Raw genomic sequence first — 24,235 nt, forward strand, 5'->3', positions numbered from 1 at the left:
ATAAAGTAATAGCTGCGCTTCTACCATCATAATACCTAATTCCGTTTTTGACAAGCCCTTCTATCTGGCTTACCACAACAAACCTATAGAATGAACAAACGTTTTATTTATTCGCAACTGTTTGTTCATAAAAAATTCTCACATGCCTTTGTCCTGCCAACTTGCCCTGTCACAATTTCAGCGTCTTTAGCAAAATCCACGGACGAACCATACTCTAAGGCTTGAGCTTCTTCATGACACGCCCCTAGCAAAGAGCTCCCAAAGGCAGATGTCCACTTTGAGAAGCATCACTTCCAACCGGCTGTGGTACGGAATTAAAATTATACCACGCCCCATCAATAAACTGGCTGCCGGTCCTCATGACTCCACTCTGAGGATCAAGATAATACCAAAAACCGTCTTTTAAATCCTTATGCCATCCAGTCTTCATACCAGAATTTACATCAATATAGTACCAGCATCCAGAGGCATTATCGATCACCCAGCCTTCCTTCAAATAACCATTTGCGCCAAAGGCCCACCAGACACCGTCTATCTGCTTCCATGAGATATATTCTATAGCATTTCCCTGACTGTCTGCTAAAGTTTGACCCGTTTCGCAATTTCCTCCTGCGTAGCAATAGCGCCAGCCAGCTTCATCCTTCACCCATCGTCCTGAAGCTGCAGCAGCCGGTTCTGGAACACCGGGCGCCTTGCTGCCGGATACATATCCTCCGCCGCCGGATGTTCTGCCTCCACCGCCGGATGTTCCGCCTCCACCGCCGGATGTTCCGCCTCCACCGCCGGATGTTCTGCCTCCACCGCTTCCGCCAGTTGTTTTATCCCCGCCTCCATCGGACATACTACTGTGATCGGGCGCTTCACCACCCTGCCTCTCTGCTTTCCATGCAATACCCACAGGGGACAAACCCTTTACAGTAAAGCGTATCCCCGCTTCTGTTTCCGTCACCTCAGGATACTCCAGCTGACCCGCCGCAAAGCCGTTTACAGAATCGTCAAACATATGAGTCACAATAAAATCATGGGTGGCTCCGCTGACCCCTGACGGAGCAAAATCTCCATACATAAGTTCGATCGTAACGCCGTCCTTTGGGAAATTATCATTGGTGGCGTCCGTCCACGTACCACCCTTATCGGCAGAGAGCTGGAGCTTCATATCAAAGGTTTTTGTGTTCTCCTCTGTATAGCCGCTTCCTCCCTTAGCTACAAGCTGCTTCTTCAGCGTTTCTGTAAGCTCCGATATAGTAGGATAGATGTTTTTCAGCCTCTCCGGCACTTGGGTAACGGGCTCCTTCACTATCTGCTCTAAAATGGTAATATCAAATGTAATTGTAGTCTTGCTGGGAGCATAGTTAGTATCACCACTATAATCTGCTTCAAAGGTGTACTTCTGCTCTGACAAATCCGTCTGTGTATAAATCGCCCTGCCGTCCACAAGCGCCTGACTGAAGCCGCTGGCTGGCGGATTACTTCCAGTAATATTGGTAAACACTACAGTTCCAGTGGGGCTTACTCCGCCGCCTGCCTTGTCCACTACAGCCGTCAGCGTAACCTGTGGATTTTGGCCTGCTTCAGAAATAGCCTCGGTTATTCTGAGCACAGAGGCTGCTCTCTCAATCCTAAAGTCAGCTGTTGCCTGACCAGTGTAGTCTCCCTTACCCCGGATCTCAACGGTCACAGTGCCTGCATTGGTATGCTGTCCAATTCCATCCTTGCTATGCTTGTAAGCTTCTATCGTATAGTCGGTCATTTCCGTCAGCGCCTTCCCATTGGCTATGATAGCTGGCTTTTGCGCACTGCCATTATAGGTGTAAACGCCTTCTATGGTTATATTCATACCGGCAAGATCCTGTGGCTGTGAAGGCTGACCTCCCGTGCCCTGCTTTAAGGAGGTGATCCATTGATTGCCTACAAGAGTCAGGGTCATTCCCGTCTGGGTCATGTAAGGATGGAAGGTAAAACTATCTGACGGACTGCCTGCCGGAACTGCAATATAGGGCCAGCCATCCTCTGCATAGCCGGAAGTGCTTTTATCCATTGGTCTTACCCTGTCTGTCTGGAACTCCGTTACCCCGCGGATCGTTCCGGTAATTGCCAGCTTATCCTGATCCTTCATTACCAATTTACCGCTTCCATCGCTTCCGGTAAAATCCTTGACTAAAAAGGCATAGTCCTTCTGTATCACTGCAGATAAATCCAGCTCCGCTCCGGCTTCTATGGTTATATCTGTATTTCCGCTTAGCTGAGCAGGCTTTAAGGAGCCACTGCCCACTGTTAGAGAACCAATCTCTACAAGACTGAGATCCCCTACAGAAAAGCTTGTATTAAAAGTAACCTGGGCCGTTCTGTCCACGCCGCCGTATACTTGCTTAACAAAGCTGCCATTCAGGTTAATATCCACCGTGCCCTGGATTTTAAATTTTGAATCAATGCCGGTCCACATTCCATTGGGATTCCCCCCTCTTCTGTCCTCCCTGGCTCCACAGGCATTAATCCTTCCCACATTCCCCTTTGTACCAGGTTCTATCGTAATTGTGGCATCTCCTGTAAAATCACTCTCTACCGTTTCATCATAGGCTCCCAAATCCAAAAAATTACCTGCGTAGATATTTCCAAGATCGTTATCTGTCCCCCGTATCGTAATCTCTCCATGGCCTCCGCCCGCCGGCACCTGGTTCTGAGACTCTGCTATATGCCCGCAGAAAAGATGGATTTCATTGGGCTCTCCCCATGAGGAGCCCTTATATTTTTTAACATTCTCCAATGTAAGGCTGTACCCATTGGCAATAATTGCGTTTCGAACGGAATTATTAAACTCTATAGTAATATTCTGAAAGGTTACATCCGCACCCAGAACAATTCCCGCCGTCCGGAGGTTCAGATGCCCCCCCCCCCTCCACAGTCACAGGCTTGTCAATAATCAGAGGAATGTCGCCTGACGCACCTAAGACATCTACCATAACACTACCCTGTACAATAATCCTGCCATCCTCCGCCACTTTGCTTACAGCAGTCTGGAAATTTTTATAGGGACGCTCCTTTGAACCGTCACCTGTCGTATCTGAGCCTGTTTCAGATAGGTAAACCGTATCACTTTCAACCGCGTCTATGCTGCGGGCCTTCCTTCTGACAGCGGTTGAAGGAGAGGATAGGTCATGCATAAAACCGCTGGGAGGCTCCAGAGATGGTAACGTATAGCCACAGGAAGCATCATGCAGATGGGCACAGTTAAGAGTCTCCTTCTCTTTGGGCGAAGCTGCAGGCCTTGCATTACTTCCGCTGGCGATCTCAGGCTCATCACCATAGCAATCCTCAGTATGGATATGAGAACAGGCAGACACCCCGGAAGATAAACTGCCAGAATCACCATCTTCCTTGTGGTATTCATACTGTCCATCTGAAACGGCGGCATGAGCCGGCCATGGCGCGGCAACGCAGAACAGGCCAACTCCCAGCAGAACGGTTAACAGATTTCGTTTCATAATCATCTTATGGATTACCTCCTATCCTTTCTCTTACTTGTACATCTTGCGCATCGGAACATAACTAAAAGAGTCCTGACCATCCCAGAAGAGCATAGCTGAAAGCGCAAGCTTTAAGCAGCACAAAATGCAGCAGAAAATAGAGAAACCTTGCCCTAATCTCATCACAACCCTATATCCTCTACCAAATTTTCTCCTCCAAAATCAGAAGCGCATCGTATTTCCATAATGTGGATATGATACCATATCAGCCCCAAAATTTCAATAATACATTGCGTTTCTAAGCACCCTTAGCTTTCTTTCTCAGGCAGGCTCCTGTGGTTTGCGCCAGCTTTCCCTCCAAGCAGCAGATCAGAGGACAGCTTTTCTACTTTAATAACCTATAACCAACATTTTAACCAACATTATGAAGGATTGTTAAAAAATATTATCATTAAAAACTATTGACGTGTATACAATGTGCATAATATAATATTTGTTGCAAAAGCAACAGCGTAAACCAACAATTTACAGTAGACTGTAGTTGCCAGAAGGAAGGGCGAAGCACCAAATATTCTTCTGACTGGTATTACTGTGAATGATTTGGTTAACAATAATTTTAATATCAACCCATCAACTCACCTTATGTCACAGGAGGAAAGTCAATGAGAACAGAATGGAACACATTTAAGGGAGGCACTTGGCAGAGAGAAATCAATGTCCGAGATTTTATCCAGAAAAATTATACTCCCTATGACGGCGATGATGCATTCCTGGAAGGCCCCACGAAAAACACGCTGGAGCTTTGGGATCAGGTAATGGATCTGACAAAACAGGAGCGGGAAGCCGGAGGCGTTCTGGACATGGATACCAAGATCATATCCACTATCACCTCCCATGGCCCCGGATACTTAAATAAGGAAAAGGAAACCATCGTAGGCTTTCAGACTGATAAACCCTTCAAGCGTTCCCTTCAGCCCTATGGCGGTATCCGTATGGCAGTGAAAGCCTGCCAGGACAACGGCTATGAGGTTGACCCGGAAATCGTAGAATTTTTTACAAAACACAGAAAAACTCACAACGCAGGCGTATTCGACGCTTACACCGATGAAATGAGAGCCTGCCGCTCCAGCCATATCATCACTGGACTTCCTGACGCTTACGGACGCGGACGCATCATCGGCGATTACCGCCGTGTAGCCCTCTACGGCGTGGACGCCCTCATTGCTGAGAAGAAAGAGGAAAAGGACTCCACCCGTACTACAATGTACTCGGATGTTATCAGGGAGCGGGAGGAGCTGTCCGAGCAGATCCGAGCTTTGGAGGATTTAAAGAAGCTAGGCTCCATCTACGGCTTTGACATTTCAAGACCTGCCGCAGATGTTAAGGAGGCAATTCAATGGACCTACTTTGGATATCTGGCTGCCGTAAAGGAACAGAACGGAGCCGCCATGTCTCTCGGCCGTACCTCTACCTTTATGGACATTTACGCGGAGCGTGACTTAAAAGAGGGCCGCTATACGGAACAGGAAATTCAGGAGTTTATCGACCACTTCATCATGAAGCTGCGTCTTGTAAAGTTCGCCAGAACCCCTGAATATAACGAGCTGTTTTCCGGCGATCCTACCTGGGTAACAGAGTCTATCGCGGGAATCGGCATCGACGGCCGCCACATGGTAACCAAAATGTCCTTCCGTTACCTGCACACCCTTCAGAACCTGGGAACCGCACCGGAGCCGAACCTAACGGTTTTGTGGTCTACGAAACTGCCTGAGAATTTTAAGCGCTTCTGTGCTAAGACCTCCATCCAGTCCTCCTCCATCCAGTATGAAAACGATGATCTGATGAGAGTGACTCACGGAGATGATTATGCCATCGCATGCTGCGTATCCAGCATGAGAGTAGGTAAAGAAATGCAGTTCTTCGGCGCAAGAGCAAACCTGGCCAAGTGCCTCCTCTATGCCATCAACGGAGGCGTAGATGAAATTTCAGGCAAGCAGGTAGGGCCAAAGTACCGTCCGATTACCAGCGAGTACCTGGACTACGAGGAGGTTTTAGACCGCTACAAGGACATGATGAAATGGCTAGCCAAGGTATACGTAAACGCCCTGAACATCATCCACTATAACCATGACCGCTACTGCTATGAGCGGCTCCAGATGGCCCTTCACGACAAAAAGGTTACCAGATGGTTTGCTACCGGAATCGCCGGACTTTCCGTTGTGGCAGACTCCTTATCTGCCATCAAGTATGCAAAGGTAAAAACAGTCCGCAATGACAAGGGCATCGTGGTAGATTATATTGTAGAGGGAGATTTCCCCAAATACGGAAACAATGACGACCGTGTAGACGAAATAGCTTCCAAGCTGGTACACATTTTCATGAGCTATATAAAGAGCAACCACACCTACCGGGGCGGTATTCCAACCACCTCTATCCTGACCATTACCTCCAACGTGGTTTACGGTAAAAATACCGGCTCCACACCAGACGGGCGCAAAGGCGGGCAGCCATTTGCACCTGGAGCAAACCCAATGCATCACAGAGACAGCCACGGAGCTGTGGCCTCCCTGGCATCCGTCGCTAAGCTGCCCTTCAGAGATGCTCAGGACGGTATCTCCAATACCTTTTCTATCATCCCAGGAGCCTTGGGCAAGGATGAGCAGGTATTTATGGGAGACTTGGAAGTGGAATTATCCGGCTGTGCCAGCTGTCAGACGGGAGGCAATCTTGTTGAGGGCCTGGACTCTGAGACTGACATTGAAGAATCCTAAATCCGGCTGCCATAAGCATATGTACTATGAGCCTGCAGGATTACAGTCACTGTATCAACCAGTTATCTAAGAAAGAGAGGACAAAACTATGATAAAAGCAAGCGAATCACAGATCGACAACCTGGTAGCACTCCTGGACGGCTACGCTCAGGAGGGAGGGCACCATCTGAATGTGAATGTATTCAGCAAGGAAACCCTTCTGGATGCTCAGGCCCACCCTGAACAATATCCTCAGCTGACCGTAAGAGTATCCGGCTATGCCGTTAACTTTAACAAGCTGACCAAGGAGCAGCAGGACGAGGTAATTTCCAGAACCTTTCATGGCTCCATATAATTGGACGCAAAAGGCTCCTGTCAGTTGAAAGGAGCCTTTTTTAATGATAAACCAGTGAAAGCATCTTCTGCGCCATCTTAGAAAGGAGCGCTGCAAAATGATAGGACGCATTCATTCCATAGAAAGCTTTGGCACCGTTGACGGGCCAGGAATCCGCATGGTGATTTTCTTAAGCGGCTGTCCCATGAGATGCCTCTACTGCCATAATCCTGACACCTGGGATCCCAAAGGCGGTACTCCCATGACAGTCCCAGATATTTTAAGCCAGTATGAAACTGCCCGGCATTTCTATAAAAAAGGCGGCATTACAGTCAGCGGCGGAGAGCCGCTTATGCAAATTGGCTTTGTTACAGAGCTCTTTGAAGCTGCCAAACAACAGGGCATACACACCTGTCTGGATACCTCCGGCATCACCTTTAATCCGTCCTCTGACGCTCTTATGGCTCGCTTTGACCGTTTGGTTGCATCCACCGATCTGGTGCTTTTAGACATCAAGCACATTGATCCAGAGGAGCACCTTAAGCTTTGCGCCCAGCCTCAGGACAATATTCTTGCTTTTTCCAGATATTTGGAAAATAAGGGGATTCCTGTTTGGATCCGCCATGTAGTTGTTCCCGGCTATACAGATCATCCTGACTATCTGCTGCGCCTGGGGCATTTTCTGGGGACCTTAAAAAACGTTAAGGCTCTGGACGTGCTTCCTTATCATGATATGGGAAAGAAAAAGTACAGGGAAATGGGCCTGTCCTATCCCCTGGAGGATGTATCCCCCCTCCCGAAGGAAAAGGCTCAGGAAGCCCGCAGAATCATTCTCAGGGGAATGAGGGAAGCCAGAGCAAATTGCTCATAAATTAGTGCAATTTTCAACACACCAGGCAGCATTTTCCTCTTGAATAATTAACTGTTATCGTTTAGAATGAAAGAGACAATGTATATCAATCATAAGGAGGTAATCTATCATGGCATATGTAATTAATGACTCTTGTGTAAGCTGCGGCAGCTGTGCTGGAGAATGTCCAGTCAGCGCAATCTCCGAAGGAGACGGAAAGTACGTAATCGACGCTGATACCTGCATCGACTGCGGCACTTGCGCGGCTGTCTGCCCAACCGGAGCTATCGAGGGCTAAGCAAGGTACATAAAGAGCTGCTTCCTTCTGAAATATCTCATAAGGAGGCAGCTTTTATCCAAGAACCGGCATGGTAATATCACACTATTTTTTAAGCAGAGTACCTCTCAGGCATCTATTTTAATGTTTTTGCGGCACTCTCTTAACAGCCTGAATCACAAAAATTATATTTCCTGTATCTCTAAAAAATCTTCTGCTTTAACTCTTGAGAAAGAACCCTTGCCAACAATAGAGCTACCATCCTGTTGATCATTTTTTCACAGCTTTAGTTCTTTCTTATGTTTGTGTGAATAGAAATGGAACTATAAACTAAATTAGATGATCTCAGACTCAAACTGTTTTTATAAAACATCAGAAAAATGAGGCCGCAATTTCATATATATACGTAAATTGGCAATTAGCAGAAGAACCGTTACTGCCCAAAAATAAATTGTATTAAGTGGTCTTTGCCAAAACAAGTCATTAGTAAGTAAACTATCCCTGTAACCATTGACAATATAGTAAACAGGATTGATTTTTAAAACTTGCTCCAGCCATTTTGGATGATTTGGAAACATTTCGGGCGCCCACATGATTGGTGTTAACCACATACCAAACTGCATTAATATACCTACAATTTGTGCCATATCTCTGAAAAACACATTGATGCCTGAAGTAAAATATACAATCGACAAAGAAAATGTAATTGCTGCAAACGAATAATAAATTAATTGCAGCCAACCAAACGTAGGTATTCTTCCATATAACAAAAAAACAATCAAGGTAATAGATAGAAAAATAACATGAACCAAAAAACAGGAAAAAGTTTTTATTACGGGTAGTAATTCAACATTAAAGACCCTCTTTTTTACTAGAAAGCCATACTCAAACAAACAATTTGTTCCATTATTTACGGTTTCATTAATAAAAAACCATGGGGCTGCTTCTATTTTTATACCCTGCGGCTTCGGCTAATTCTCCAATACCAAACTGCAGTAAATCACAAAACCCAACTCCCTTGCTCTTTTTTCATTACCGGCGAATATACTATTCCATGAATACTTCATTTCAAACTATGATTTGATTCCATTTAGAGGAAACGTATATGAAGAAACCCGTTATCTGCATTACTCCATCCCACAACACGGAAACGGATGATTTAAGCCTGCGTCCCACCTATGTTCGCGCTATCTCCTCTGCCGGGGGACTGCCTATTGTCATGACGCTGGAGGCTGAATCAGAGGATCTGGACCAATTAGTAAGTCTTTGCCACGGCTTTCTCTTTTCAGGAGGCCCCGACCCCCACCCCTTTCTCTTCGGCGAGGAGACTCAGCTTCACTGCGGCAATGTATCTGTCATCAGGGATCGTCTTGAGCTGGCTCTGCTGAACAAGGCGATGGCGGCCAGAAAGCCCATCCTGGGTATCTGCCGGGGAATACAGCTTATTAACGTAGCTCTGGGAGGAGATATCTATCAGGATATATCAAGCCAGACCAGCAGCCGCTTTCCCATCGCACATCAGCAGCCCTTTGCCTATACAGTTCCTTCTCACCACGCAAAAGTGACAAAGGATTCCCTTTTGTCTGCAATCGTCTGTGGACAGCAGGAGCTGGAAGTCAACAGCATGCACCACCAGGCCTGCCGCCAGGCCGCTCCCTGTCTGACTGTCAGCGCTTATGCTCCCGACGGCCTTATAGAAGCTCTTGAAATGCCAGAGTACCCTTATCTTCTAGGGGTTCAATGGCACCCGGAATACCTGTGGCAGACAGATAAGGGAGCAGCCAACATATTTAAAAGTTTTATTAACGCCTGCAAAAGCTAAGTCTCCCGAATACACCTTTAAGCCTGCCAAGCTTATCCTTTTACGTAAAAGAAGCACAAAAGACGCCGCTCCACACACTGAATCCAGTTTATGGAGCGGCCTTTGTGCTTACCGGACCTTATAAGCCCATCTTATTTATTATCAATGATCTCACCGGCCATCTGTACCAGCTCCTCAGCCGTCATGGCATTGTCTTTGGACATCATGATGTAATGTACTTCGCCCTCTGTCCACAACACAAACTGTATCCGGCTGTCCTCTACCTGGGCGGAACCGTAAGATACATACAGATCCCCTGCATCCACCAAAGCCTGCTCTTCCTGAGATATCTGGTAATCCGCCGGAACAAAACGGTAGTTGTCACATCTATAGCCCAGGGTAATTTCTCCATGGCTGAAGGTCTCGTCTGCCGTTGTCTCTCCGTCATAAAATCCCCAACTCTGGATATCGATTGTGATGTCAGGCATACCATCCTTTTGGTAGGTCAGACCTAGGCTCTCCGCTGTTCTGATCACATTTTGCTCCTCATCCATCTCCTTATTAGAGACAGGCACTCCATACTCAAAGGTATAACCGTTGGAAAATGTCTCCGGAGCCTTCGTGGCAAAGCCAGCCTTCTGCTCCATATCCTTCAGCTGACCGTAGGCAAACCGATCCTTATGGCTGGATGCGGCAGACATATATGCTGCCTTTCCTGCGGCAATGCCTGTAACTGTACTCAGCATGCAGATAGCTGCTGCTGCGATAATGATATTTCTTGTGCTCCATTTTTTCATTCCTGATTTCTCCTTTATTCTTTCATGAACTAGACGCAGTATCCCTTCCGTATCGGATGAAGGGACCTCTAATAATTCCGCCCGGCGGTTTAAACACTGGTTCAACGCCTCCTCCAGCTTATCTTCTCTGCCCATAGGGCTACCTCCCTTCCAAGGCCTGAGCCTCTGCCAACGCTGCTTTCAGATTCTTTCTCGCTGTATGCAGCCTGGACTTAACCGTCCCCTCCAGGCACCCGGTTGCTTCTGCAATCTCCCTTGTAGACATCTGGTTAAAGTAATACAGCACTACTACCGTTCTCTGCTTCACAGGGAGCGCTTTTACTGCCTCATACAGCATCTCGTCCCTGCTTCGGGCCAGAGTTTCCTCCAGAGGGGAGGCTCCTTCCGGTTCCCAGGTTTCGAACACCTCCTTAACAGGCTGTTCCCGCCCTCTCTTCCTGCAAAACCTCCAGGCTTCCCTAGAAAGGATTTTGTACAGCCATTTGGAAAAATGCTCCGGCTCTTTAAGCTTCTTTCGGTTTATCCAGCAAATTACAAAGGTCTCCTGTACAATATCCTGGCTGTCTGCATAGCTTCCGGAAATGAGATAGGCCATGCGTAAAATCTTAGGATAAAATTCTTTTACCAGCTGATCAAAGGCCTGGCTGTCGTCCTCCATCATCCGGAGCACAAGTCTGCTGTCAAGCTCCTCCATGTCTATCTCCTTACATAATAAATTTAGGTTAATAAAAGCAACCTATAACCCTTTGTTAACTGTAGATTTATACAGAGTATTCCTGTATAAAAGCTGTATTAGATAGAATGTCATCTCCTCTCCTTGAGGCATGTTTTATGACCTTGTTATAGAAAGATTGATGCCTCTGTCTTTCTGTTGTAAATATAGCTTCTGTTATATGTTTCAGCATTCAAAGGACAGGCTGCTCCCACCCATAACGCCGAAAGTCCTCCCGGCAGCTGCATCGGAAGGACAGTTAATCGGTGCACCTGTTATATAGAGGAAGGAAGGTGCGATTTGGTTCATTTTTATTTCAATTTATTGAATCAGAAGTCCGATTTCTAAGAGGTCGCTAATCGGCCGTTTCTATGGCAGCCTTCATCTCACGGATATAGCTGCACACAGGCTCCAGACAGCCTGCGCCATACCGTGCTACCAGCTCTACAATGGCGCTTCCTACAATCACTCCGTCAGATACCTGGCTCATTGTCCGGGCCTGTTCGGGAGTTGAGATTCCAAAGCCAACGGCGCAGGGAATATCGTTCCCCTTCTTAACGGCATCTACCATCTCCTTTATATTGGTGGTAATTTGGCTGCGTACTCCTGTGACTCCTAGGGAGGATACGCAGTACACAAACCCCTGAGACTCCCTGGCAATCACCTGGGCCCGCTCCCTGGAGGTAGGAGCCACCAGATAAATCAAAACAAGCCCATGCCGTCTGCATGCGGGCAGCAGCTCCTGCCGTTCCTCAAAGGGCATATCCGGTACAATCAAAGCATCTATTCCACAGTCTGCGGCACGCTTCATGAATGTATCCACACCGTAGGCGTAAACCGGGTTGATATAGGTCATAAACGCCAGGGGCACCTGAGTTTTCTTCCGTATCCGCTTCACGCTGTCAAAAATTTTGTCAGTAGTGGTCCCCGCAGCCAGAGAGCGCAGATCCGCCTCCTGAATCACCGGCCCCTCCGCCACAGGATCGGAGAAGGGGATACCAATTTCTATCAGATCTGCCCCTGCCTCTGCCATGGCAGGAACCAGCTTCTCCGTCACGCTTAGATCCGGGTCTCCTGCTGTGATAAATGGTATAAATGCTTTCTTATTCTCAAATACCTTCTGAATTTTATTCATGGATCTCTACCCCCCTGTATCTGGCAATTGCCGCCACATCTTTGTCTCCCCTTCCTGAAAGATTGATAACAAGGATCTGGTCTTTTCCCATAGAGGGCGCTGTCTTTCTTGCATAGGCCACAGCATGGGCGCTCTCCACTGCCGGAATAATTCCCTCTGTCCGTGACAGGTACTCGAAGGCGTCCACTGCCTCCTCATCCGTTACAGGCACGTAAAGTGCCCTTCCGCTGTCATAAAGAGCCGCATGCTCCGGCCCGATGCCAGGATAATCAAGCCCTGCGGAGATGGAATATACAGGTGCAATCTGACCGTACGCATCCTGGCAGAAGTAGGATTTCATACCGTGGAAGATACCTACTCTGCCGGTTGTTATAGTCGCTGCATTCTTCTGTGTTTCTACTCCCAAACCTGCTGCCTCGCAGCCCACCAGCTTTACGCCGTCATCCTTTATAAACTCGTAAAATGCTCCGATCGCGTTGCTTCCGCCTCCTACACAGGCTACCACCATGTCCGGAAGCCTTCCTTCCTTTTCCTTAAGCTGCTCCTTAATCTCCCTCCCGATAATACTTTGGAAATCCCTGACCATCATGGGAAATGGGTGAGGCCCCATAACAGAACCGATCACGTAGTGTGTATCCGCAATACGGCTGGTCCATTCTCTCATAGTTTCATTTACCGCATCCTTCAAAGTCTGTGTGCCGCTGACCACAGGGTGAACCTTCGCCCCAAGCAGCTCCATCCGGTATACGTTCAGGGCCTGGCGCTTTGTATCCTCCTTTCCCATGAATATCTCACATTCCATTCCCATAAGAGCTGCTGCCGTGGCAGTAGCCACTCCGTGCTGACCTGCCCCTGTCTCTGCTATGACCCTTGTCTTTCCCATTTTTTTTGCCAGAAGAACCTGGCCCAGGGCATTGTTAATTTTATGAGAACCGGTGTGGTTCAAATCCTCACGCTTCAGGTATATTTTAGCCCCTCCCAGATCCTTTGTCATCTTCTTTGCATAATAGAGCCGGGAAGGCCTGCCCGAATACTCCTTCAGCAGACTTGTAAGCTCGGCTTTAAATTCCGGCTCTTTCTTATATTGTTCATAGGCTGCTTCCAGCTCTGTCACGGCGTTCATCAGAGTTTCCGGTATGAACTGACCGCCGTGTATTCCAAATCTTCCTTTTGACATAGTTGTTTGCTCCTTATCATTTACTGAAACAGGCTTCTGACCGGTTCCAGCGCTCAATTCACTCCGGCCCGGCTTCAGTCTTAGCCATTCCTTCTGTCTTTGTATATTCCGGAGTCAGCTTCCGCAGTGTTCTGACCATCTTAAGTATTTTTCCTCTGTCCTTTCTTCCCTCTGTCTCCACCCCGCTGCTTACATCAACGCAGTAGGGATGACGGGCCACAGCATCTTTTAGATTCCCCGACTGGATTCCTCCTGCCAGAAAGTAAGGCTTTGACAGCTCCGGAATCAGCTCCCAGTCAAAGGAGCGCCCGCTTCCTCCGTATTGTCCTTTTGTATAGGTATCTAGAAGCAGATATTCACAGGGCAGCCTGGCAGCCTCAAGTATCTGCTCCCGGCTTCTGGCTCTTACTGCTTTTATGATGGGAAGGCTGGTATAGCCCTTAAGACGGCGTATATACCCTTCGTCTTCATCACCGTGAAGCTGAATCATGTCAATCACAGGGCCGCCATCCTCCCCTGCCAGCCGGCGTATCTCATGTATCGTTGCATTAACAAATACACCCACTGCCTGAATCCCCGGCTCCAATTCTCTTTTTAGCTGCCGGGCTTTATCTGCTGTAACCTGGCGGCTGCTTCTGGCAAATACGAAGCCTGCGTAATCCGGCATGGCCTCGTTAACAGCCATAATATCTGCAAAGCGGCTAAGGCCGCAGATTTTAATTCTGCATGGTTCCATGTCACTCTCCTTATTACTGACTCAGGCCCTCTGCCGTTGCTTTCAGCGCTGACAGTGCCTTTTTCCTATCTGCTGCCCGCATAAGAGCTTCTCCCACAAGTACCGCATCTACTCTGGCCTCAGCCAAGGCCCTCATATCCTCCCCGCTGTGTATCCCGCTCTCCGCCACAAAAATCGTATCCTTATCCACCAGCCGCCTAAGACGCAGGGCATTGGAAAAATCCACCTCAAAGGTTTTTAAATTCCGGTTGTTAATTCCAATGATCCCAGCTCCCGCCTCTGCCGCCACCGCAACCTCCTCCTCAGAATGGGCTTCCGTCAGCGCGCTCAGCTTAAGCTCCCGGCAGATATTCAAAAATTTTTTTAATTCCTCCTTTGTCAGCAAGGACACAATCAAAAGAACCGCAGAAGCTCCTAGCAGCTTGGCTTCATAAATCTGGTAGGCATCGATGGTAAAATCCTTCCTCAAAAGCGGAAGGCTCACTTCCCTATGGATTTCCTCCAGATACCGGTCATTCCCCAGAAAAAACTCAGGCTCTGTCAATACCGATACAGCATCCGCCCCGGCCCTTTCATATTCCTTTGCAATGTCCACATAAGGAAACTCCGGGGCGATAAGCCCCTTGGAGGGAGAGGCCCTTTTCACTTCACAGATAAAAGAAATTCCCGGCTTTTTAAGAGCCGCCTCGAAGGGAAACCCCTCTGCCTCCTCCTTCTCTTCTGTCTCACTGCAGGAGGCTGGTATTCTTTCACTTCCCCCTTCCCTGCCCATTCTCCCTTCCAGGCTTTTGTAAGCACGCCTTCGCAGCTCTGCTTCAGGCACTTCCCTTTTCCTTTCCTCCACCCGTTTTCTCACTGATGCCGCTATGGTATCCAGTATCATGACTCCTTCCCCTCTCCTGCCTTTACCGGCTCTCCTTCCTCCACTGTATTCGTGGCTGCCACAAACTCCTCCAGCTTCTTTAGAGCCGCTCCCGTATCAATCAGCTCCTGGGCTTTCTTCACACAATCTTTTACGGTACAGTTATCGATTCCCAGATACAGGCTAAGCGCTGCATTTAACACAGTCACATCCCGTTTTGGGCCAGTCATGCTTCCTGACAGTATATCCCTTGTTATCTCAGCGTTCTCCTCAGGCGTCCCTCCTAGAAGCTCCTCCAGCCTGCAGCAGGCCAGACCTACCTCCTCCGGTATCATATCATAAGAGCTAAGGGTTCCGAATCGGATCTCACACACATGAGTCGGCCCTGTAAGAGTGGCTTCATCCAGTCCGTCTCCGCCGCATACTACCATCCCCCGCGTTACTCCAAGATTAGCCAGCACCTGGGCCAAGGGCTCCACCAACGCCCTGCTGTAAACGCCCAGAAGCTGCATTGAGGCTCCTGCTGGATTCGATAATGGCCCCAGAATATTAAAGATGCTTCTGATTCCGATTTCCTTCCTCACAGGAGCTGCGTACTTCATGGAAGAATGGTAAGAGGGAGCAAACAAAAAGCACATTCCTGTTTTCTCCAGAACCACCTCTGCCTGCTCTGCCGTCAGGGCCAGCTTTGCCCCCAGCCGCTCCAGAACATCCGCCGCACCGCTCTTGCTGGATACGCTGCGGTTCCCGTGCTTTGCCACATAAATCCCGCCTGCAGCGGCGATAAAAGCGCTTGTAGTGGAGATATTAAAGGTTCCCGCCTCGTCTCCTCCCGTTCCCACAATATCCATCACAGGAAAAGGAGGCGCAAGCTTCACTCCCTTATCCCGCATCACCCCAGCACAGGCCGTAATTTCGTCGATGGTCTCACCCTTCATTCTAAGAGCGGTCAGGAAGGAAGCTATCTGAGCCTGGGTAGCCCTGCCGCTCATAATTTCCTCCATCACTATCCTCATGGTGTTAAAATCCAAATCCTGCTTTTCTACCAGGCTATGAATTGCTTCCTGAATCATAATCATTCCTCCTACTACATTTTTAATGACAATGCCTTAAATATCTATAAAGCAATAAAATTTTCAAGTATCCTCCTGCCCTCTGGCGTCAGGATGGACTCAGGATGAAACTGAAGCCCATAGACTGGATAGTCCCTGTGCTCTACCGCCATCACTTCTCCCTGCTCGCAATCTCTTGCAACCACCTGAAGGTCTTCTGGAAGATCTGACTCAGACACAACCAGGGAATGATACCTGGCTGCCTCTATAACAGAGGGAGGCCCTTGAAACAGCCGGCTTCCTTCCTTAATCTGAATCTGGCTCTGCTTTCCATGCATCAGTCTTTTTGCATGAACAATACTTCCCCCAAAGGCTTCACATATCCCCTGATGCCCCAGGCAAACGCCCAGAATCGGCATTTCCCCTTTCAGCTCCTGTACCGCTTCCTCCAAAATACCTGCATCCTTTGGATGTCCGGGGCCAGGAGAAAGGATCAGATGGCTGGGGGACATTTTGCGGATCTCCTCTACTGTAATCCTGTCATTTCTCACCACCCGCATTTCCGGCCCCATACTTCCAATTATCTGTACCAGATTATAAGAAAAGCTGTCATAATTATCTATAAGCAGTATCATCTGTCACTTACCTCCCCTGCGTGGATGATGGCGTTCATCACTGCCTTCGCCTTGTTAGCCGACTCCTCATATTCCAGCTCCGGCACGCTGTCCGCCACAATTCCCCCACCTGCCTGAACCGTGACCCTTCCATTCTGCTTTACTGCCATACGGATGGCAATGCAGGTATCCAGGTTACCTGTAAAATCCAGATAGCCCAGGGCGCCTCCGTACACTCCTCTGGGAGTTCCCTCCAGTTCCTCAATAATTTGGCATGCCCGGATCTTAGGGGCTCCGGAGAGTGTTCCTGCCGGAAGGAGAGCTTCCACAGCCGAGCAGCCGTCAAAGCCGTCTCCTATCTCTCCCTCTACCTGAGAGCAGATGTGCATGATCTTGGAATACTTATGAACCATCTGATATTCCGTTACCTCCACAGACCCCATTCTGGCAATCCGCCCGATGTCGTTCCGTCCCAAATCCACCAGCATATTATGCTCTGCCAGCTCCTTCTCATCAGCCATCAGCTCCAACTCCAGCCTTTTATCTTCCTCCTGCGTAGCTCCCCTTGGTCTGGAACCGGCCACTGGAAAGGTTGTAAGCCGCCCGTTATTTAGGCGTACCAAAGTTTCAGGGGAAGTGCTTATAATCTCATCCTGATCGATATTCATATACACCATATAGGGGGAAGGGTTGGTGGTTCTAAGCACCCGATAGGCATTTAGCAGGCTGCCCTCATATACGCTGGTAAACCGTCTGGAAATCACTGCCTGGAAAATATCTCCCTCCAAAATGTACTCCTTCGTCCGTTCCACCATCTTACAGTAATCCTCTTTTGACACGTTGCAGGTAAACACAGGCTTTTCTATAGACGTCAGCTTTTCCAGAGGGCTGGTTTCATTGATCAGAGAAGCAATGGTTTCGATCTCTTTGCAGGCTCCTCCATATTCCTTCATCAAATATTCCAGCTTAAGAGACTCCTTTCCTTCCTGCTTGAACGCACCTGTCTGTCTCTGCCCAGAACGCCTTACCAGTCCTGGCTCAAACGCTCCTTCATCGCCTATCCTTCCTGTTTTCATATTTACCACAATGGCTATTTTCTGTTTCAGATGATCGTAAGCAATCACCTTATCAAAAAGCATCAGGTCGTAATCGTTAGCCTCCCCTCTGGAAATTTGCAGCGCCGGCTCTCCATATTCAATCATAGCATAGGCGAAATAACCTACAAAGCCGCCTGTAAAGGGCGGCTGACCCTTTAGCCTTGGAGCTTGATAGCAGCTCAGAATTTCTCTGAGAACCTGCAGAGGATTACTGGTTGTAATCTGCTGGGAAGGAATCTCCTCCGCCTGACTGTCCAGGCTTACCTGACCACTCTTGCAGGTTACCCGCATCACCGGGTCATATCCCAGAAAGGAATAGCGGCCCCATTTCTCTCCTCCCTCAATGCTTTCCAGAAGGAAAAACCGCCTGCTTTGCCGGGCCAGGCGTCTAAGAAGGGTGATGGGCGTCACTACATCCGCATAAACCTCACTGCTGAGGGGGATAATATCGTATTGGGACGATATATTTAATATTTCTTCACAGCTGGGAATAATCATATCTGCTGGCTCCTTTCCAGATTATTTGCTTGTATGCGTGATTTTTCAGGCTCATTGGCTTCTGCCCTTCATGCCCTAGGGCGAAAAAAGAAAAGCCTCTGTCCCTGCTGACTACCTACTATGGTAATCAGCAGGGACAAAAGCTTTTCAAACAGCTTCTGCGGTACCACCCTGATTGACATCCATCCTGTCCAGTGAACTAAAAAAGCATCAAGTTATCTTCTAACCTGATGCTGTGTTATCGAACAAGAATTAAACATATGTCCGCTTTGTAACGCACCATCATGCGTCCTCCCTGGTAACGGCGGGATACCCGTCAGCCCATACTCCCGATAAAAGCCTTTATTCGGTTTCCAGCTGCCCTTACAGGTCCATTCAAATTATATCCCAACGCTCCCTTACACCAGCCGGAAGCTCTCTGCGCCTGAAACTATAATCCTACTTACTCCTGCTCAACAGTTTTGCATGTTTAATTATCAGTTGTACTCATTATAATCATATCATTTTAAAATGTCAACCTTTTTTTAATATTCAGGCAATATTTTTAAGCTTCATTCAATGCCAAAATACACGCTCCGTCAACCTTCCATTTCCTGCCTGGAAGGGTTTACAGCTTTCTGCCGCATTTGGGACAATATTCAAAGGCCTCCTCTGTCTCATATCCGCAGCCAGGGCACCTCTTATGGGGCCTGAATGTTCCTTGCACCCAGGAATCCCCCCGTCTGCCCTCCTCAACCAACGTCAGATCCGCAGGATCAATGTCCACCTGCCGGCCGTGCAGTATGGCCTTCCCCTTCTCCGGGTTCAGCTCATACAGCGAACCGCAGCAGGTCATTTTCACGTAGAACCGTCTGTTCCACTTAAACAGCGGGACGAAGAAAAAGCTGAAGTACATATAGGTCATAAAAATCTGATAACGTCCATAGCCTCCACATCTGGAGCATATAACTGTCTTTACATAGTCCAGAAGCCTCTGCCCCTGGCTGATTCCTCCTATGAATATCAAAAGCTGTTCTCTCCTTTCAGCCATATAGAGTGCCTCAAACGTCATACAAGGAGACCTTTAGGACACCCTTATAAGGCTGCCACTCATTAACCCTTTACATGTATGCCTTTTTAAGAGCCTTCATAAGAATCTTAGGCTGCCTGTTGTATGGGGTGACAGGACAGATTTTCTTCTTCATATCCATAAGTCCGTATACGGCAATCCTTGCCGCACGGACAGAATACTCCTCTGTAAATACCATATCGTCTGGAATCTCCACGAACTGGCTTACCATTGCAAAGTTGGAGGAGCCTGCCGGGATAACCGGAGGCCTGTCACTGTATTTGCGCGGCTGGAACTGCGCATCTACATATGGCATATAGCAGGGTATGACATTCACTACCGTCTTCATCAGCTCAGCAATCTGCTCCTCCCCAATATGCAGATGGTGAAGGTATTCATTTAAAAGCTCCTGTCCGGTGCAGTCCTTCATAGGCTTCTTCACGTAGTCGCCCAGGGCTTCCGTGTATAAACCATAGCCCCAGAAAATAGTCACATCCTCAGGCTGGTTTACAAAATGAGGCTGGGCTGCCACTACGCTGCTTAAAAGCCAGCTGGAATCCTTAAAGGTCATAAGAGCGCCGCTGCCCGGTTTATTTCCTGTAAAGCTCTCAATGGTTTTTAGGATGGCCTCTCCCTTGCAGGTCACGGTAAAGCTAAGCCAGTTGCTCTCCTCAGGCTTAGAAAAGAAGGGCTCCGGATTCCCAAGCCCCGGCCTCTTAGCTGCAACCTTGGCCCACAGCTCGCCGCTGATTGGCTTCTGAACCGGAACAGGAGCCGGTGTATATAGATCTCCTAACGTAGCGCTGTCTGTCATGCAGGCATTGGTCATAATGCAGATATCCGTACGCTTTAGCTCTACTGTCTCATATAGCAGCCTGTCCTTAGCCGGAGCTCCCGTTTCTCCAGTATCATCTGCATTCTCCACCTTTCGTTTCAAATACAAGGTCTTGGCTGTAATCCCGTGGCCTTCCTCAAAATCAATATCAGTTACCTCGCAATTCTCCACAAACGTGACCCCGGCCTTTCTCAGATAGGACTCCAGAGGCCGGATCACACTATCATACTGATTTAGGGGCGTTCTTGTAACTCCCTCCAACGTTTCAATCCGGCTGAACTCAAATATCATACGGTTCATATAGCGGCGGAATTCAAACAGGCTGCTCCACTTCTGAAAGGCAAAGGTCGTCTGCCACATATACCAGAAATTTGTCTCGAATATGTGAGGCGTCTCCTTGAACCAATCCTGAATCGTCAGATTGTCCAGCTTTTTCTCGTCTGTGGTCAGAAGCTTCAGAAGAGCCATACGATCCGCCTGATTAAAGCCCATTGACTTTACAGGGAGAATCCTTCCATCCTTATCTACCAGCCTTGCCTTGGCGCAGGTGGGATGAGCATGGTCAAACTCCAGAATTTCCTCTGTAACGCTGCGTCCTGGCTGTGCAATGGAGGGAATGGAATCAAAAAGCTCCCAGAAATTCTCATAGGTTTCCTCATTGAGCATACGTCCTCCGCGGCACACAAAGCCCCTCTCAGGAGTTCCGATTCCATCATTGCTGCCGCCTAAAATATGCATTCCCTCATAGATGGTAATCTGCTTTCCCGGAAATTTGCAGTCCCTCACAAGGTAAGCAGCAGCCGCCATGGAAGCCAGACCGCCACCTATCAGATAAGCCTTCCTGTCTCCGTAATCACGGTTATTCATCACCGCTTCCTCGATTGCTGTTATCCGCTTATTCTCCTGCTCCTTTTGGCTGTCCCGCAGCTTCTTCACTGCAATTCCCGCTGCAGCCGCAGCTGCTGTAACTGCCAGGGCTTTCCCTAATTTTCTGTTCATTCACGTACCTTCCTTTCTGTTTGATTATAAATTTTCTAAATTCAGGAAAATCATTCACATTCCAACATCCATAAAAAGTATTGCCCTTACGCCTCTTTTTCAGGCATACCTTGAAAAATAATTGGCAAGCAGCCCAAACTGCTCCAGCGTCAGAGCCTCTCCTCTCACCGAGGGCGGCATACCCAGGCTCTCAATGGCAGCCATAATCGCTTCCTTAGAAAATGACACCTCTGGTGAATTATTCAGACTGTTTTGGAGGGTTTTTCTCCTCTGGTTAAAGGAAGCCCGGATAAGCCGGAACATAAGCCGGGGCTCGTCCACCTGAATGGGAGGCTCCAAATACCGGGTAAGCCGGATCACTGCCGAACCCACATTTGGCCGGGGTATAAAGCAGTTGGGGGGCACATTTGCCACAATGTAAGCCTCGGCATAGTACTGCACAGCCAGAGATAAAGCACCATAATCCTTAGAGCCAGGCCCTGCCTGCATCCGCTGCGCAACCTCCTTTTGCACCATCACCGTAATATTGTCAATGGGAGCCTTGCTTTCAAAGAGGCCCATAATAATAGGCGTGGTAATATAGTAGGGAAGGTTGGCCACTACCTTGACAGGCCTTCCATTATTATACTCCCGAATCAGCTGGTTCATGTCTACTTTTAAAATATCGTTGTTGATTACCCTTACATTAGGGTAGTCCTTCAGGGTTTCCTCAAGAATTGGGAGCAGATTGGCATCTATCTCTACTGCCACTACGCAGCCTCCGCACTCGGCCAGATACTGGGTCATCGTTCCGATACCTGGACCGATTTCCACTACACAGTCTTCTTTTGTAATCCTAGCCGCAGCTATGATTTTATCCAGCACATGAGTGTCGATAAGAAAATTCTGTCCAAATTTTTTCTGAAAGTTAAATTTATGCTTCTGTATGATTTCTATGGTATGTTTGGGATTTCCCAGCGAGCTGTACATATCGTTTCATCCTTATTATTTTCCTTTTGGAATTATGGTATCCCATTCAGATAAAAAAGTCAATTAATTAATGAACGCCCCATAGCATCAAAGGCTCTATATTCAGTAGATTTTCCGGAAGATAAAATACAAGAGTTATTCCAACGGGTAAATGCGATAGCAGATTAAACAAACATCATCCCCTCTAAAGAAAAAACACGATTCCAGCTGCCTTTACAGCCACAGGAACCGTGTTCTATTATGGAGCAGATTGGTAAAGGCCCCTTTTTCAACAGCCTCACTAAGCGCGCTCTGTTTCCTTATCTCAGCTCCTGCAGTCCATATAGCTTAAGCCCATTCTCCCATGTAACCCTTATCACCGTATCCCGATCCACTCCCTTGATCTGGCTGATCGCATCCGCTACATAAGTGAGATTCAAAGAAGAATTCCTCTTTCCTCTGTTAGGCACAGGCGCCAGGTAGGGACAATCAGTCTCCAGAACCATGGATTCCAATGGCGCATACTCCACCACCTCCCTCAGCTTCCTGGCGTTATGAAAGGTTACTACCCCTCCGATTCCCAGATAGAACCCCATATTCAGATACTCCCTTGCCATCTCCTTTCCATAGGAAAAACAGTGAATCACACCTCCCATGTCCCCAGCCTTCTCCTCCTTCATAATATCCAGGGTATCCCTGGCGGCGTCCCGGCTGTGGATAATCACAGGCAGTCCCGCCTCTCTGGCCAAATCCAGCTGACCAACAAACCACTTCTTCTGAATGCCGGTCTCCGGCTCCTTCCAATAGTAATCCAGGCCTATCTCACCCACAGCCTTTACCTTCCTGTGGCTGCACTGAACCTTAAGCCAAGCCATTCCTTCTTCGGAAAGCGTTTCCGTCTCGCTGGGATGGACGCCCACAGCCCCATATATCCACTCACGGCCTTCCGCCAGCCTGAGAGTCGTCCTGCAGCTTTCAAGGCTGGCCGCCACATTCATCACAGCAGCAACTCCGGCCTCCTTTATACTATCTAAAAGAGCCTCTCTGTCTTCGTCAAAGGCTTCGTCATCATAATGCGCATGAGTATCAAATATCATCAGTCTTAAACTCCTTTAGCCATCTATGGCTCTCTTTTAAGGGCTATGAACCAGTCCCAATTCCCAGGCGCACAATCCCATAAAGCAAAATCAAATGCGCCGGGTAAAACACATAGAATAAATATTTTAACTGCATAGCTCCGCGCCTTCCATTGTACAGCACAATGGGCACATAGGCCAAAGCCGATATACAGTAATAGCTGACGCTCTCCACCGCACAGAGTACAATTCCCCCCGCAAGCTGGGCAATATCATTGTGACGGAACCAATACATAGTCACAATGAGAAGTATCCCCACCACATTGTAATCTGCCTGGATAGCCCAGGATAAAACACAGCCGGCAACCAGAGCCGCCCCTCTGGCAGCCGTATTTCTGGTATGCTCCATCACCATCATTACCATCATGCCCAAAAACAAAGTAAAAAGCATATTCTGATAATGGAAATAGAAGGGCGTATGATAAACTGCCAGATCAAAAGGAATCTCAGAAATCACAGCAAAAGCAAGCATCCGCATAGTATAACCCCACCGGTTCCTTGCCCGTACAAATTCCTCCGCCACCAGAAACGCAAAGATAGGGAATGCCAGACGGCCGCAGTAACGGCAGACCTGTCCTGCCACCACCCACATATGCCCCGAAGACGTAGCGATAATGGTCTCGTACATAGCCCGGTTCGTGCTGTGGAGAATTCCTCCCTGAATCACCACAGCCCCTATATTATCCATGAGAATCGCCGCCATGCCAATGAGCTTTAGCTGGTTTCCTGTAAGTCCATGGGCCATCGTGTAGCTTCCATATGACTTGTGGCTGCTTTTTCTTCTGTTCATACTCCATTCCTCTTAAAACAGGCCCTATAATGCCTCTGGTACTTTCATATTTCTCCATCATACTCCAAAATGGAAAAAAATGCAAGTTTCTCCCACTTTCTCCTCTTTTTTGATAGAAAACCGGCTTTGTACACCCATTTATTACAGAAAATTCCATATGAGAGCAGCTTTTATCAATTTCTCCACCGAACCGCCCTTATGCCCATGCAGCCCGCATTCACTCCGGCTTTAAAAAGCCAGACAGCTCTAAAAAGGGAGCAAACCTGCCTCCGGCTGCTCCCATTATACACTACTAAATCAATTTAAGCACTGTTCTTCTTTCA

22 protein-coding genes are annotated in these 24,235 nt (G+C 48.1%); 5 read left to right on the plus strand and 17 right to left on the minus strand.

The features are described 5' to 3' along the window. Positions 1 to 244: 244 nt before the first annotated feature. Positions 245 to 2,764: an Ig-like domain repeat protein gene (locus FYJ39_RS10235; protein ID WP_154472380.1), complete on the minus strand. Its 2,520-nt coding sequence runs from the start codon at positions 2,762 to 2,764 to the stop codon at positions 245 to 247. A gap of 46 nt (positions 2,765 to 2,810) precedes the next feature. Beyond that, positions 2,811 to 3,488, minus strand: a complete 678-nt coding sequence (locus FYJ39_RS10240; RefSeq protein ID WP_154472381.1) for a hypothetical protein — start codon at positions 3,486 to 3,488, stop codon at positions 2,811 to 2,813. 638 nt (positions 3,489 to 4,126) lie between these two features. Here FYJ39_RS10240 and pflB point away from each other — a divergent pair. From pflB to FYJ39_RS10260, 4 genes are all read left to right on the plus strand, one after another. Then, the gene (pflB, locus tag FYJ39_RS10245) at positions 4,127 to 6,235 is read left to right on the plus strand and encodes a formate C-acetyltransferase (RefSeq protein WP_154472382.1); all 2,109 of its coding nucleotides are present in this window, start codon (positions 4,127 to 4,129) and stop codon (positions 6,233 to 6,235) included. A gap of 88 nt (positions 6,236 to 6,323) precedes the next feature. After that, positions 6,324 to 6,569 carry an autonomous glycyl radical cofactor GrcA3 gene (gene grcA3 / locus FYJ39_RS10250; RefSeq protein ID WP_154472383.1) on the plus strand — a complete coding sequence of 82 codons (246 nt, stop codon included), beginning with the start codon at positions 6,324 to 6,326 and terminating at the stop codon, positions 6,567 to 6,569. A gap of 97 nt (positions 6,570 to 6,666) precedes the next feature. Continuing rightward, on the plus strand, positions 6,667 to 7,419 hold the full coding sequence (gene pflA / locus FYJ39_RS10255; RefSeq protein ID WP_154472384.1) for a pyruvate formate-lyase-activating protein: 753 nt from the start codon (positions 6,667 to 6,669) through the stop codon (positions 7,417 to 7,419). 109 nt (positions 7,420 to 7,528) lie between these two features. Next, positions 7,529 to 7,696: a DUF362 domain-containing protein gene (locus FYJ39_RS10260; protein WP_154472385.1), complete on the plus strand. Its 168-nt coding sequence runs from the start codon at positions 7,529 to 7,531 to the stop codon at positions 7,694 to 7,696. A 341-nt stretch (positions 7,697 to 8,037) separates the two neighbouring features. Here the strand turns inward: FYJ39_RS10260 and FYJ39_RS10265 are convergent, their stop codons facing one another. Continuing rightward, positions 8,038 to 8,631: an ABC transporter permease gene (locus tag FYJ39_RS10265; protein WP_328597546.1), complete on the minus strand. Its 594-nt coding sequence runs from the start codon at positions 8,629 to 8,631 to the stop codon at positions 8,038 to 8,040. 149 nt (positions 8,632 to 8,780) lie between these two features. Between FYJ39_RS10265 and FYJ39_RS10270 the strand changes: the two genes are divergently transcribed. Further along, on the plus strand, positions 8,781 to 9,497 hold the full coding sequence (locus tag FYJ39_RS10270) for a gamma-glutamyl-gamma-aminobutyrate hydrolase family protein (RefSeq protein ID WP_154472387.1): 717 nt from the start codon (positions 8,781 to 8,783) through the stop codon (positions 9,495 to 9,497). 131 nt (positions 9,498 to 9,628) lie between these two features. Here the strand turns inward: FYJ39_RS10270 and FYJ39_RS10275 are convergent, their stop codons facing one another. From FYJ39_RS10275 to FYJ39_RS10340, 14 genes are all read right to left on the minus strand, one after another. Beyond that, positions 9,629 to 10,408 carry a hypothetical protein gene (locus FYJ39_RS10275; RefSeq protein ID WP_154472388.1) on the minus strand — a complete coding sequence of 260 codons (780 nt, stop codon included), beginning with the start codon at positions 10,406 to 10,408 and terminating at the stop codon, positions 9,629 to 9,631. 4 nt (positions 10,409 to 10,412) lie between these two features. Further along, a complete protein-coding gene (locus FYJ39_RS10280; RefSeq protein WP_154472389.1) occupies positions 10,413 to 10,967 on the minus strand; it encodes an RNA polymerase sigma factor in 555 nt (184 codons plus the stop codon). 373 nt (positions 10,968 to 11,340) lie between these two features. Further along, on the minus strand, positions 11,341 to 12,120 hold the full coding sequence (gene trpA, locus FYJ39_RS10285) for a tryptophan synthase subunit alpha (protein WP_154472390.1): 780 nt from the start codon (positions 12,118 to 12,120) through the stop codon (positions 11,341 to 11,343). Next, entirely contained in the window at positions 12,113 to 13,297 is a 1,185-nt protein-coding gene (trpB, locus tag FYJ39_RS10290; RefSeq protein WP_154472391.1) for a tryptophan synthase subunit beta, read from the minus strand. Before trpB ends, trpA begins: the two co-directional genes overlap by 8 nt. Before the next feature lie 58 nt (positions 13,298 to 13,355). Next, a complete protein-coding gene (locus tag FYJ39_RS10295; RefSeq protein WP_154472392.1) occupies positions 13,356 to 14,033 on the minus strand; it encodes a phosphoribosylanthranilate isomerase in 678 nt (225 codons plus the stop codon). 13 nt (positions 14,034 to 14,046) lie between these two features. Further along, positions 14,047 to 14,916 (minus strand): indole-3-glycerol phosphate synthase TrpC, encoded by an 870-nt coding sequence (trpC, locus tag FYJ39_RS10300; RefSeq protein ID WP_154472393.1) that lies wholly within the window; start codon positions 14,914 to 14,916, stop codon positions 14,047 to 14,049. Next, positions 14,913 to 15,968 (minus strand): anthranilate phosphoribosyltransferase, encoded by a 1,056-nt coding sequence (gene trpD, locus FYJ39_RS10305; RefSeq protein ID WP_154472394.1) that lies wholly within the window; start codon positions 15,966 to 15,968, stop codon positions 14,913 to 14,915. Before trpD ends, trpC begins: the two co-directional genes overlap by 4 nt. A gap of 44 nt (positions 15,969 to 16,012) precedes the next feature. Continuing rightward, the gene (locus FYJ39_RS10310; protein ID WP_154472395.1) at positions 16,013 to 16,582 is read right to left on the minus strand and encodes an anthranilate synthase component II; all 570 of its coding nucleotides are present in this window, start codon (positions 16,580 to 16,582) and stop codon (positions 16,013 to 16,015) included. Further along, complete coding sequence (locus FYJ39_RS10315) at positions 16,579 to 18,156, minus strand: anthranilate synthase component I family protein (RefSeq protein ID WP_154472396.1); 1,578 nt, start codon at positions 18,154 to 18,156, stop codon at positions 16,579 to 16,581. The genes FYJ39_RS10310 and FYJ39_RS10315 overlap by 4 nt, the downstream gene beginning before the upstream one ends. Positions 18,157 to 18,763: 607 nt before the next feature. After that, positions 18,764 to 19,186 carry a zinc-ribbon domain-containing protein gene (locus tag FYJ39_RS10320; RefSeq protein ID WP_353847298.1) on the minus strand — a complete coding sequence of 141 codons (423 nt, stop codon included), beginning with the start codon at positions 19,184 to 19,186 and terminating at the stop codon, positions 18,764 to 18,766. A 70-nt stretch (positions 19,187 to 19,256) separates the two neighbouring features. Continuing rightward, the gene (locus FYJ39_RS10325; RefSeq protein ID WP_154472397.1) at positions 19,257 to 21,038 is read right to left on the minus strand and encodes an oleate hydratase; all 1,782 of its coding nucleotides are present in this window, start codon (positions 21,036 to 21,038) and stop codon (positions 19,257 to 19,259) included. Between the two features lie 99 nt (positions 21,039 to 21,137). After that, positions 21,138 to 22,007, minus strand: a complete 870-nt coding sequence (gene rsmA / locus FYJ39_RS10330) for a 16S rRNA (adenine(1518)-N(6)/adenine(1519)-N(6))-dimethyltransferase RsmA (protein ID WP_154472398.1) — start codon at positions 22,005 to 22,007, stop codon at positions 21,138 to 21,140. A 299-nt stretch (positions 22,008 to 22,306) separates the two neighbouring features. Next, entirely contained in the window at positions 22,307 to 23,083 is a 777-nt protein-coding gene (locus FYJ39_RS10335) for a TatD family hydrolase (RefSeq protein ID WP_154472399.1), read from the minus strand. Between the two features lie 43 nt (positions 23,084 to 23,126). Further along, positions 23,127 to 23,912, minus strand: coding sequence for a TraX family protein (locus FYJ39_RS10340; RefSeq protein ID WP_235919793.1), 786 nt, complete (start codon positions 23,910 to 23,912; stop codon positions 23,127 to 23,129). Positions 23,913 to 24,235: the final 323 nt, after the last annotated feature.

It is taken from the genome of Clostridium porci, assembly GCF_009696375.1.
Taxonomy (GTDB): Bacteria; Bacillota; Clostridia; order Lachnospirales; family Lachnospiraceae; genus Enterocloster; species Enterocloster porci.

Excerpts from the sequence above, each read along its gene's own strand:
- rsmA (WP_154472398.1), bottom strand. The coding sequence starts at position 22,007 with ATGTACAGCTCGCTGGGAAATCCCAAACATACCATAGAAATCATACAG.
- FYJ39_RS10295 (WP_154472392.1), bottom strand. The coding sequence starts at position 14,033 with ATGGAACCATGCAGAATTAAAATCTGCGGCCTTAGCCGCTTTGCAGAT.
- FYJ39_RS10260 (WP_154472385.1), top strand. The coding sequence starts at position 7,529 with ATGGCATATGTAATTAATGACTCTTGTGTAAGCTGCGGCAGCTGTGCT.
- trpA (WP_154472390.1), bottom strand. The coding sequence starts at position 12,120 with ATGAATAAAATTCAGAAGGTATTTGAGAATAAGAAAGCATTTATACCA.
- trpC (WP_154472393.1), bottom strand. The coding sequence starts at position 14,916 with ATGATACTGGATACCATAGCGGCATCAGTGAGAAAACGGGTGGAGGAA.
- FYJ39_RS10240 (WP_154472381.1), bottom strand. The coding sequence starts at position 3,488 with ATGATTATGAAACGAAATCTGTTAACCGTTCTGCTGGGAGTTGGCCTG.
- FYJ39_RS10320 (WP_353847298.1), bottom strand. The coding sequence starts at position 19,186 with ATGGCTGAAAGGAGAGAACAGCTTTTGATATTCATAGGAGGAATCAGC.
- FYJ39_RS10315 (WP_154472396.1), bottom strand. The coding sequence starts at position 18,156 with ATGATTATTCCCAGCTGTGAAGAAATATTAAATATATCGTCCCAATAC.
- grcA3 (WP_154472383.1), top strand. The coding sequence starts at position 6,324 with ATGATAAAAGCAAGCGAATCACAGATCGACAACCTGGTAGCACTCCTG.
- FYJ39_RS10335 (WP_154472399.1), bottom strand. The coding sequence starts at position 23,083 with ATGATATTTGATACTCATGCGCATTATGATGACGAAGCCTTTGACGAA.
- pflA (WP_154472384.1), top strand. The coding sequence starts at position 6,667 with ATGATAGGACGCATTCATTCCATAGAAAGCTTTGGCACCGTTGACGGG.
- FYJ39_RS10325 (WP_154472397.1), bottom strand. The coding sequence starts at position 21,038 with ATGAACAGAAAATTAGGGAAAGCCCTGGCAGTTACAGCAGCTGCGGCT.
- FYJ39_RS10280 (WP_154472389.1), bottom strand. The coding sequence starts at position 10,967 with ATGGAGGAGCTTGACAGCAGACTTGTGCTCCGGATGATGGAGGACGAC.
- trpB (WP_154472391.1), bottom strand. The coding sequence starts at position 13,297 with ATGTCAAAAGGAAGATTTGGAATACACGGCGGTCAGTTCATACCGGAA.
- FYJ39_RS10270 (WP_154472387.1), top strand. The coding sequence starts at position 8,781 with ATGAAGAAACCCGTTATCTGCATTACTCCATCCCACAACACGGAAACG.
- FYJ39_RS10340 (WP_235919793.1), bottom strand. The coding sequence starts at position 23,912 with ATGAACAGAAGAAAAAGCAGCCACAAGTCATATGGAAGCTACACGATG.
- pflB (WP_154472382.1), top strand. The coding sequence starts at position 4,127 with ATGAGAACAGAATGGAACACATTTAAGGGAGGCACTTGGCAGAGAGAA.
- FYJ39_RS10310 (WP_154472395.1), bottom strand. The coding sequence starts at position 16,582 with ATGATACTGCTTATAGATAATTATGACAGCTTTTCTTATAATCTGGTA.
- trpD (WP_154472394.1), bottom strand. The coding sequence starts at position 15,968 with ATGATTCAGGAAGCAATTCATAGCCTGGTAGAAAAGCAGGATTTGGAT.
- FYJ39_RS10275 (WP_154472388.1), bottom strand. The coding sequence starts at position 10,408 with ATGGGCAGAGAAGATAAGCTGGAGGAGGCGTTGAACCAGTGTTTAAAC.